Source organism: Acinetobacter sp. YH12201 (assembly GCF_013418145.1).
Classification (GTDB): domain Bacteria; phylum Pseudomonadota; class Gammaproteobacteria; order Pseudomonadales; family Moraxellaceae; genus Acinetobacter.
The window spans coordinates 1-9,133 of the sequence record NZ_VPCP01000099.1 but is presented as its reverse complement, the minus strand read 5'-3'; the positions used below and the strand labels follow the sequence as shown (position 1 = coordinate 9,133).

Genomic DNA, 9,133 nt, shown 5'->3' with positions numbered 1-9,133 from the left:
GAGTTACACCGTGACAGCCTATGGAATTGAGGTAATCCCAAGCGCAATAGCAATTGGTTCTTGATGATGAAGTAGGAATTAAACATTAAACCCACGTAAGTAGGTTTAAGTAGGTTTTAAATAACGGGAGTTATATCAATCACAATCGTGGCTGCAGTACACTTCATATAGGGTCTGCATGATTTTTAGCACCCGTATATCACTGAATTGATAAAAAATCTGTTTGCCTTCCCGTCGTGTTGATACGATCTGGCTGTTTCTTAATACAGTCAGCTGTTGTGACAAGGTAGGTTGGTGGATATCCGTACGTTGTTCTATGTGCTGTACATTCAGCTCGCCATCGACCAAGACACAGAGAATTTTAAGACGGTCAGGGTTGGATAAAACTTTCAGACAATCACTGACCAAATCAACTTGTGAAAAGTCTATTTGTGCTTTTAACGGTACAGGGTTCATGTAGGTGTCCTGATAAGCCATGATGAGATACAAAAAAATCAGCATTTTCGCTTGAATATTTATATTTATTATATAATATAAAAATATATATTGTAAATGAGTAGATTTACTATGCATGATTTTCTCATCGCATTTCTCGGCGGATTATTACTGGGGGTAGCGGTAGTCGGCTATCTCTATGTGCATGGCCGTATTGCAGGGGTCAGCGGATTGATTGGACAGGTACTGAATCCACAGACCGTGTTTAAAACCCCTGCAATCTGGTTTATGTCAGGTTTGATTGTCACGCCCTTTATTTATGGATTTTTTGTCCAGCCCGAGATCGAGTTGAACACCAGTCCGCTGATGATGATCATCGCGGGTCTGCTGGTTGGCTTTGGTACGCGCCTGGGTTCAGGATGTACCAGTGGTCATGGAATTTGCGGGATGAGCCGTTTATCGAAGCGTTCTATCCTGGCCACCATGAGCTTTATGTTCGCCGGTTTTGTTACGGTTTATATCATTCGCCATATCACAGGAGCTTTCTAAATGAAGAATTTTCTGGCTTTCATTTTCGGCGGTTTGTTCTCTGTGGGGCTGATGGTCTCTGGGATGTCGAATCCGGAAAAAGTGCTCGACTTTCTGGATCTGTTTGGCGACTGGGATGCCAGCCTGGCTTTTGTGATGATGGGTGCAATTGCTGTGGCATTTATTCCCTTTCAAAAAGCGCTACGCAGTCAGGCACCGAAAACGATCTTTAATGAACCGATCGATTTGCCAAAGAATAACAAGATTGATCCTAAACTGATTTCGGGCAGCCTGCTCTTTGGTATCGGTTGGGGGATTGCCGGGATATGTCCTGCACCAAGTTTTACCTTGATTGGTCTTGGGCATTATCAGGTTCTGTATTTTATTGTCGCGATGCTTGCAGGCGTGTTGATTCACCGTAAGTGGGCAGGAGCTTAACCATGTCAAATTTCCCTGTTGTAAAAGACTTTTTCCATGAAGATACCAATACTTTCAGTTATGTGGTGAGTGATTCTTCAACGAAAGCCTGTGCAATTATTGACAGTGTGCTGGATTATGATGCTGCATCTGCCAGCACCTCGACCACACATGCCGATCAGATCATTGCCTATGTCAAAGCGCAAGGTTTAACCGTCGAGTGGATTCTGGAAACCCATGTCCATGCCGATCACTTGACTGCAGCGCAGTATCTCAAAGCTGCGCTCGGGGGCAAGATCGCCATGAGCCAGAAAATTGCGATGGTTCAGGAAACCTTTGCTGCGATCTACCATCTGGATATCAAGCAATGGAATGCCCAGCAGCTGTTTGACTACCTGTTTGAGGATGATGAGAAATTCCAGATTGGTTCCATCGAAGCCTATAACATTCCCACCCCTGGACATACACCGGCCTGCTTGAGTTATGTTATCGGTGATGCGGTCTTTGTCGGAGATACCTTGTTTATGCCGGATTATGGCACGGCACGTTGTGACTTTCCTCGCGGCAGTGCAGCCATACTTTTTGATTCGGTACAACGCCTGTTCGAATTGCCGGAAAGTACTCGGGTATTTCTATGCCATGACTATTTGCCAGAAACGCGTGATCGCTATGTGTGTGAGACGGATATCCAGACGCAAAAAAACCGCAATATTCATATTCATCATGGCACGAGCAAAGCTGAATTTGTCGAGATGCGTAACAAGCGTGATGCAGGTTTGAGTATGCCCAAACTGATTCTGCCTTCAATTCAGATCAACATGAAAGCAGGACAGTTCCCTGAACCGGAAGAGAATGGGGTTTCTTATTTAAAGCTTCCGCTGAATTACTTCAAATAGGCAAGTTTCAGGATTAAACCAGTAGGTTCTTTGGTTGAACCACTGGAGTCAAGAGAGGTATAGGTGTGATGTGGTTGATACTGGAAGGGCTGGCCATCGGTGGCTTGCTGGGTTTAACCGGTGCGGGTGGTGGTATTCTGGCTGTACCGGCACTGATGGCAAGTCAGGGTTGGACGGTAGCACAGGCTGCACCTGTAGGCTTGCTGGCAGTGACTCTATCAGCACTGGTTGGAACATTTGAAGGTTTGTCCAAGCGCATCGTACGTTATCGTGCCGCGCTCTGGATTGCACTGATCAGTATTCCTTCAGCGCGTTATGGCGTGCATTTGGCTGGAATTATCTCTCCTGTATGGCTCACGCTGGCTTTCAGTTTGGTGATGCTGATCATCGCTTACCGGATATTCTTTAATAAGGTCCATGATCATGGAAATGCACTGTGCAAGGTTAATCAAACGACTGGTCGCCTGATCTGGAATATGAAAACAGCATTGTCTCTCGGCGCTATTGGGGTCGTTGCAGGTCTGCTGACCGGTTTGCTTGGAGTGGGTGGGGGGTTCGTGATTGTCCCGGCACTGCGTAAAGTGACTGACCTGGATATGCGCAGCATCGTTGCAACTTCGCTGATGATTATTTTCCTGATTGGCGGTGTCAGTATTTCTGTACACGTACTGGATGGCTTTCAATACCCTGTTTCGGTCACGCTGACTTTCGTTCTGGCCTGTATTGTGGGCATGTTAATAGGACGTCGTGCGATGCACCGGATAGACAGTCATCAGGTGCAGAAAATTTTTGCCACGACCGTGATTGGGGTGGCGATGTATTTAATCTATTCAGCACTCATGGGCTAAAACAGCTGGTTGGGAATTTAAACTAAACCGCTTTTAATCTACCTGATCATAGTTTATAAAATATGAATATGATTTTAATGGCTGAGGAAGAATGAAAATGATGAAAACTGCAGAGCAATTGATCCAGAATGCAAAAAGCCGAATTCAGGAAGTGAGTGTAGCTGAACTGTTTGAAGCGATGAAAAACCATAAAACCATTCTGATTGATGTTCGGGAACCGGATGAATTTCAGGCGGCAGCGATAGACCGTGCGGTGAATTATCCTCGTGGTGTTTTAGAAATGAGAATTCACCAGCATCCTGTGGCGAGCCATCATTGCGATACCTTGCAGGCACTGGAACATCTTAAAGATCAGACGATTTATCTGATCTGTGGCACGGGTGGACGTTCCGCATTGGCAACCGATACCTTACAGAATATGGGTTTTACCCAGGTCAAGTCTGTGCATGGCGGTTATCAGGCCTGGCTGGAGCAGGGCTATCCGGTAGAAAAATAAGCCGTTAAATAGATGAAAAACCGTATTGTTGATTGTTTAATGTGAGAGGCAGTAATGAAATACAAAGAATTAACCCAGAACATTTCAGGCAGTTTAAAAACTTTAACTCAGGATTCACCTGATTTAATGAAAAGTTTTAATCAGTTGTCCCAGACGGCTATGCGTGACGGCGTGATTGATCCCAAAACCAAGGAAATGATTGCTTTGGGAATTGGTGTCGCATCGCGTTGTGATGGTTGTATCGGTTTTCATGTCAGAACCTTGGTCAAAATGGGGATGACCCTGCAAGAACTGGAAGAACTGTTAGGTGTTGCAGTATATATGGGCGGTGGGCCTTCATTGATGTATGCTGCAAATGCACTGGATGCCTTTAAAGAGTTTTCCAGCTGATTGGATACGGGTCACTGGCAGTCCTGCCGAGTTTAGAATCAAGCTGATGGAATAACAGGTCGATAAATCACAAGAAAAACTGATGATTGAGGCCTCATACTATTGATCTTGATAACATTTCCTCATACTAAAAAGTGTGCTTCAACCAGCGCACTTTTTTTGGCTGTATCTTAAGATTCAACTCAGCTTGATTTGCTATGCTGTATTTAAAATAAAGTCAGCACAGGTTTCTTATGCTTCAGCGTACAACCACTTCTTCAACGGATTTACTGATCCGGTTTCTGCATATTGTCATCATGTTGAGTTTTACCGGGGCTTATCTGACCGGGGATGCAGAAGAATGGCATCAAATCCATATGGCCTTTGGCTATACCCTCGGAATCAGTCTGATATTAAGAATTTTATGGCAGTTTGGCGCTCCCCGACTGGCTCATACTCAGCCTTCAGGGCCAAGCAGACGATTGCAGGTGATCAAGCCCTTTGTGCAGCGTTATTGGGCACAGCCGCAGCAATGGATTTCGCCAACATTTTTAAAAGCAGCCAGTTCCAGCCTGTTTCAGCTCAGCATACTGGGTATTTTTCTCCTGCTACCTTTAACGGTGCTGGCCGGCTTTTTGACCGACTATACCTATAGCCACACTTTAAAAGAAATTCATGAACTCTTTGCCAATCTGTTTTTAGCCAGTGTGTTGCTGCATTTGACAGCGCTGACACTGAATAGTGTTCTGCTTAAAAAATGGCTGGCAAAACGGATGTTCTGGGGAGCCGAATCACATTCATGGTTCACCCTGTTTGCTGCACTATTTTCACTGGGCGTGTTGATAGCTTTCTGGTTTTTCTATTTGAGCTAAGCTGATATGAATGCAGAACTGAGAAGGAGATGAGATTTAAACATCTCCTTTGACACATTGAGAGGGTTCATAACATCAAATGACAAAACATTGATGGAATGGATCGTTTAAATGGGATGAGTTCTGATGGGGTGGTGGAGTAATGAAAGTAATTAAGTTTTTAGCTTATTGGATAATCACCATTATTCAGTTTTTTGGAGTTTATACCTATTTCAATGAGGTACTTGATTGGCATGGTGTATTCGGAATAATCGTGGCGATTATTACAGCGGGGATTCCTGTTGTCGGCACGACTGTGGGTGTGCTTGGGGTACATTATGGATGGGATTGGACTTGGCCTGCTGCCTTGGCATTGTACTTATGTCCGTACATTTTGATGGGCCTGATTATTCTTTTATATACCCTGTTTGACTAGTGATCGCTCGTAGCATGACGGGTCTGAAACCACAGCAACAATACTGCATGTACTCTACTGTGAGAGAATCAACTCATAATCCGTTGGTCGACAGTTCAAGTCTGTCTGGGCCCACCATATAAAAAAACCACTTACGTGTACTAGGGCGTGTCCTCATTTGAAGAATTGGTTTTAAATACTTAAAATCCTGCTTTAAGCTCTTTTCATTTCTATATTTTTTCAATGGCACGTACTCTTCTCACCGATGATATTTGGCAGCAAATTCAAGATACTATGCGATTACACGGTTGTTACTGTTCAAAAAACAGTAGAAATATCATGGAAGCCATTTTATGGAAACTACGTACGGGTGCGACATGGCGTGATATTCCTCAAGAACTTTGCCCTTGGCAAACTGCTTACAATCGCTTTAATCGCTGGGCAAGTAAGGGATTATGGGATAAATTTTTTTTAGATTACGAGGCATTCTGGATCAGGAATGGGTATTCATTGATGGAAGCTACATACGCGTGCATCAACATGCAAGTGGAGCTCGGCATGGTTTCGAAAGAGCAATTGGACAATCACGCGGTGGACGAACAACAAAAATACATCTTGCAACCGACGCGAATGGATTACCGATTGATTTTAAAATCACTGGGGGTGACGTCCACGACAGTCAAGTTGCAAAACAACTGATTGATATTGTAGGCGAGGCAACTTATCTTATTGCTGACAAGGGGTATGATGCTAAGCACATTAGAATATGTGCCAACAAGAACAAGAACAAGAACAAGAACAAGAACAAGAACAAGAACAAGAACAAGAATATGATTCCCATTATTCCATTGAGATCAAACAGTAAGAGATCAAATAAGGAATTTGATAAATATCTATATAAATTAAGACATTTAGTTGAAAATGCTTTTGCGAGATTAAAACATTTCCGTGCTATTGCAACTCGATTTGATAAACTAGCACGCAATTATAAATCTATGATCCGTATAGCCTGCATATTTATTTGGTGCAAAGCCAAATGAGGACATGCCCTAAAAAAGAATGAGATAACTTACTCAAAACGCTTTACTCCAAAATCACTTTCAACCTTATCTAGTGAGAATTTTACTTTCCTATAGGTTTTTTCTGATAAAAAGTTAGTTATATGGCGAATATAAGTCATAAAATACCTGATGTTCGCTATATAGCTAATATTATGGTTGGGAGTGAAGTAATATGGCTTCTAGAAAAGAAATAGGGCAAGCAATATGCTCTGCAAGAAAAAAGCTAGGCTATACACAAAAAGTAGTTTCAGAAAAATCAGGAGTCCATAAAACAACAATTTCTGAAATGGAAAACGGTCGTTTCACCGGCTCTTTTGATTTGTTTGAAAAAGTACTTAATTGTGTAGAGTTACAATTTCAGGTTGTGCCAAAAATGCGTAAATTTCCGCACTGGGATGAAATTGAATCTTTATTTAAAGAAGATGATGAATAAGGCAACCTGTTTAGAAAGTTTCAAATCTATTGTCTTGAAGCTAATTCAAGTTTTCGTGAGCAGTACTGATAAATATTTGGTGGTGTTTCAAAATGTATGCTGCTCATTTTAACACCACCTTAACACTGTATATACAAAAAATTATCAATAAAAAGATCAGAAATAACAATTAATTGAGTTTTTATTAAATATTTCTACAGAAATTACCCTTTATTAGACATAAATCTCCGTTTTTTATACTATCTTTAATCATTATATTCACATTTTTTAATCAGTAATTTTACATAATATTTACATATTCTTGGTAAAAAACTTAACTTAAAATAGGTTTAATTTATATTTTTATAATATTGTATTATTAATAATTCTCTAATTTTGTTAATTAACACCCTCTTGAAATGAAGTTATTCTTTTTAAGAAAAATATTCTTATTCATAAATTGAAATTAAAATAAAAAAATGAAATAAGTAATCTGAAAAATATAAAATTTATATTTTTTTGTTCTTAATATAGATTATGTCTAAAATAAAATTTACATCCTGTAATTTGATAAATATAGTTTTGCATCGGATATTAAAAACTTAAATTAGTTAAAATATAAAAATAAAGAATATTGTGTCTAAGAATAATTTTGAAATTTTTATTCATTATCTGGAATATATGAATTTATTATATGTTTTTCATAAATCTATTATAATTCCGTAATTTATATACAGATTATAAAATGATCAATTTTTCAAAAAAACAGGTTTTGATGTGGTAACAGACTTCAAAAATACAGGTTTTGATGTGGTAACAGACTTCAAAAAAACAGGTTTTGATGTGGTAACAGAAATTAAAAAATACAGGTTTTGATGTGGTAACAGTAAAATTTTGATGTAGTAACATAATCCAAGTATATAAAATGATCAAAAGTACGGACAAGACCATAGAGGGGTATAGAGTGATCTTGTATACATGATAAATTAGGGGTGGTTTGATATTGTTATCTTATATTATTGTTTTTATAAAATGATAAAAATATATTAATTAGAAGTATAAAAATAAATAGATCATATATCCACTTGAGAAAACTAATATATTGTTATTTATTTATATAATATTAAAAAATATATATAATTAAATATATAAGTTATTATAGGGTTGAAATAGATTTTAATAAATTATAATTATTATATGGGGTAAACTTTTATTTAGATAGATAACGATGTAATAAGTATATACTTTTTTGTTTTAATAATTTAAATTTAAGTTAAATTGTTAGAAATAAAAAATTAAACCAAGATACAAGGTCTATTACAAATGTTTTGATAAGATAGTTACAAAAAAAAAATTAAGTGGTTATAAGTGCTGTACAAAAAACAACCTTTTAAGTTAAGCATAATTTTTCTTACTCAATCAGAAATATGCTCAAGTCGCCAAAAATAGCAATAACAACATCAGAAAAGAAAGCCAAGTGCATGCGCAAATTGCCATGTCGATTTTGCAATATAACAACTGCCATTATCTGTCGGTCATTCAACGGGCTGAGGCAAATAACTGACCGCACCAAAGCGTTTTTCCATGCTCTGTACAAGTACATCACAGAGGTTTAGTCTTGAAATAGGTGAATACTTATTTCATCAGGCACTTTTTTATTTTCAAACAAGGTATGGTCGGTCTGTGCTGGTTAGTTATAAATCTCTGTGGATATATGAACCGTACCAATTTTATAGGTTGAACCGTACCGGGTTTGTCGGAGACTTTTTTATTTAAGTTAGGCCACCTGACCTAACGGGTTAATCTTATCATAGTACATTGCTTCAAAATCAAAAGGTGATACATAACCTAGTGCACTATGTACACGCTCTTTATTGAACCAATCTACCCAATTTAGTGTCGCAAGTTGTACATCCGCTAAACCTTGCCAATCTGCTTTTAGATATTCAATCACCTCTGTTTTGTATAAGCCATTCACCGTTTCAGCCAAAGCATTATCGTATGAATCACCAGTCGTACCGACTGATGCTCGTAAATTTGCTGCTTCTAAACGATTGGTATAGCGAATGGAAAGATATTGCACACCTCTGTCGGAATGATGAATCACATTCTTTGCCATGCCTCGATCATGCAATGCTTGCTCCAATGCATCCAGGACCATGTCTGTATTCATACGTGTTGATACTTTCCAGCCAACAATCGCACGTGAAAATACATCAATAACAAATGCGGTATAGACCCAGCCTGAATTTGTTTGAATATACGTAAAGTCACTCATCCACAGTTGGTCAGGATGATCAGCAGTAAAATTACGTTTCACTAAATCATCTGCTCGTTTTTGGTCATCTCGGCTACGGGTGGTTTGTTTGTTCTTACCCCGCCAAACACCTTGTATACCTAGCTTT

General features: G+C 39.2%; 12 protein-coding genes. 10 read left to right on the top strand and 2 right to left on the bottom strand.

What is annotated here, in order from left to right; genetic code table 11:
* Nucleotides 1-135: 135 nt before the first annotated feature.
* A complete protein-coding gene (locus FTU91_RS14490; RefSeq protein WP_180082656.1) occupies nucleotides 136-456 on the bottom strand; it encodes a metalloregulator ArsR/SmtB family transcription factor in 321 nt (106 codons plus the stop codon).
* A gap of 111 nt (nucleotides 457-567) precedes the next feature.
* Here FTU91_RS14490 and FTU91_RS14485 point away from each other — a divergent pair, with 111 nt between their 5' ends.
* The 10 genes from FTU91_RS14485 (at nucleotide 568) to FTU91_RS14440 (ending at nucleotide 6,749) form a co-directional block, all read left to right on the top strand.
* Nucleotides 568-984, top strand: coding sequence for a YeeE/YedE family protein (locus tag FTU91_RS14485; RefSeq protein WP_180082654.1), 417 nt, complete (start codon nucleotides 568-570; stop codon nucleotides 982-984).
* Nucleotides 985-1,401 (top strand): DUF6691 family protein, encoded by a 417-nt coding sequence (locus FTU91_RS14480; RefSeq protein WP_086176663.1) that lies wholly within the window; start codon nucleotides 985-987, stop codon nucleotides 1,399-1,401.
* Nucleotides 1,402-1,403: 2 nt separating this feature from the next.
* Nucleotides 1,404-2,276, top strand: coding sequence for an MBL fold metallo-hydrolase (locus FTU91_RS14475; RefSeq protein WP_180082652.1), 873 nt, complete (start codon nucleotides 1,404-1,406; stop codon nucleotides 2,274-2,276).
* Nucleotides 2,277-2,344: 68 nt separating this feature from the next.
* A complete protein-coding gene (locus FTU91_RS14470; RefSeq protein WP_086194896.1) occupies nucleotides 2,345-3,124 on the top strand; it encodes a sulfite exporter TauE/SafE family protein in 780 nt (259 codons plus the stop codon).
* 100 nt (nucleotides 3,125-3,224) lie between these two features.
* Entirely contained in the window at nucleotides 3,225-3,620 is a 396-nt protein-coding gene (locus FTU91_RS14465) for a rhodanese-like domain-containing protein (protein ID WP_086195123.1), read from the top strand.
* A gap of 54 nt (nucleotides 3,621-3,674) precedes the next feature.
* A complete protein-coding gene (locus tag FTU91_RS14460; protein ID WP_086194895.1) occupies nucleotides 3,675-4,010 on the top strand; it encodes a carboxymuconolactone decarboxylase family protein in 336 nt (111 codons plus the stop codon).
* Nucleotides 4,011-4,243: 233 nt separating this feature from the next.
* Nucleotides 4,244-4,861, top strand: a complete 618-nt coding sequence (locus tag FTU91_RS14455; protein WP_086194894.1) for a cytochrome b/b6 domain-containing protein — start codon at nucleotides 4,244-4,246, stop codon at nucleotides 4,859-4,861.
* A gap of 142 nt (nucleotides 4,862-5,003) precedes the next feature.
* Nucleotides 5,004-5,276, top strand: coding sequence for a hypothetical protein (locus FTU91_RS14450; protein ID WP_180082650.1), 273 nt, complete (start codon nucleotides 5,004-5,006; stop codon nucleotides 5,274-5,276).
* Between the two features lie 222 nt (nucleotides 5,277-5,498).
* Nucleotides 5,499-6,295 (top strand): IS5 family transposase gene (locus tag FTU91_RS14445; RefSeq protein WP_180082648.1). Its coding sequence is split into 2 segments (ribosomal slippage): nucleotides 5,499-5,727 and nucleotides 5,727-6,295, totalling 798 coding nucleotides; the frame shifts between segments, so codons are not numbered across the junction.
* A 193-nt stretch (nucleotides 6,296-6,488) separates the two neighbouring features.
* Entirely contained in the window at nucleotides 6,489-6,749 is a 261-nt protein-coding gene (locus FTU91_RS14440) for a helix-turn-helix domain-containing protein (RefSeq protein WP_086194876.1), read from the top strand.
* A 1,756-nt stretch (nucleotides 6,750-8,505) separates the two neighbouring features.
* On the opposite strand, the gene FTU91_RS14435 is transcribed toward FTU91_RS14440, so the two are convergent.
* Nucleotides 8,506-9,133: IS3 family transposase (locus tag FTU91_RS14435; RefSeq protein WP_180082646.1), on the bottom strand; the 628-nt coding region annotated here is incomplete at its 5' end.

What these genes read in the sequence shown, in the direction of transcription:
- FTU91_RS14450 (WP_180082650.1), top strand. Translation starts at nt 5,004, where the DNA reads ATGAAAGTAATTAAGTTTTTAGCTTATTGGATAATCACCATTATTCAG.
- FTU91_RS14455 (WP_086194894.1), top strand. Translation starts at nt 4,244, where the DNA reads ATGCTTCAGCGTACAACCACTTCTTCAACGGATTTACTGATCCGGTTT.
- FTU91_RS14480 (WP_086176663.1), top strand. Translation starts at nt 985, where the DNA reads ATGAAGAATTTTCTGGCTTTCATTTTCGGCGGTTTGTTCTCTGTGGGG.
- FTU91_RS14465 (WP_086195123.1), top strand. Translation starts at nt 3,225, where the DNA reads ATGAAAACTGCAGAGCAATTGATCCAGAATGCAAAAAGCCGAATTCAG.
- FTU91_RS14490 (WP_180082656.1), bottom strand. Translation starts at nt 456, where the DNA reads ATGAACCCTGTACCGTTAAAAGCACAAATAGACTTTTCACAAGTTGAT.
- FTU91_RS14485 (WP_180082654.1), top strand. Translation starts at nt 568, where the DNA reads ATGCATGATTTTCTCATCGCATTTCTCGGCGGATTATTACTGGGGGTA.
- FTU91_RS14475 (WP_180082652.1), top strand. Translation starts at nt 1,404, where the DNA reads ATGTCAAATTTCCCTGTTGTAAAAGACTTTTTCCATGAAGATACCAAT.
- FTU91_RS14440 (WP_086194876.1), top strand. Translation starts at nt 6,489, where the DNA reads ATGGCTTCTAGAAAAGAAATAGGGCAAGCAATATGCTCTGCAAGAAAA.
- FTU91_RS14460 (WP_086194895.1), top strand. Translation starts at nt 3,675, where the DNA reads ATGAAATACAAAGAATTAACCCAGAACATTTCAGGCAGTTTAAAAACT.
- FTU91_RS14470 (WP_086194896.1), top strand. Translation starts at nt 2,345, where the DNA reads ATGTGGTTGATACTGGAAGGGCTGGCCATCGGTGGCTTGCTGGGTTTA.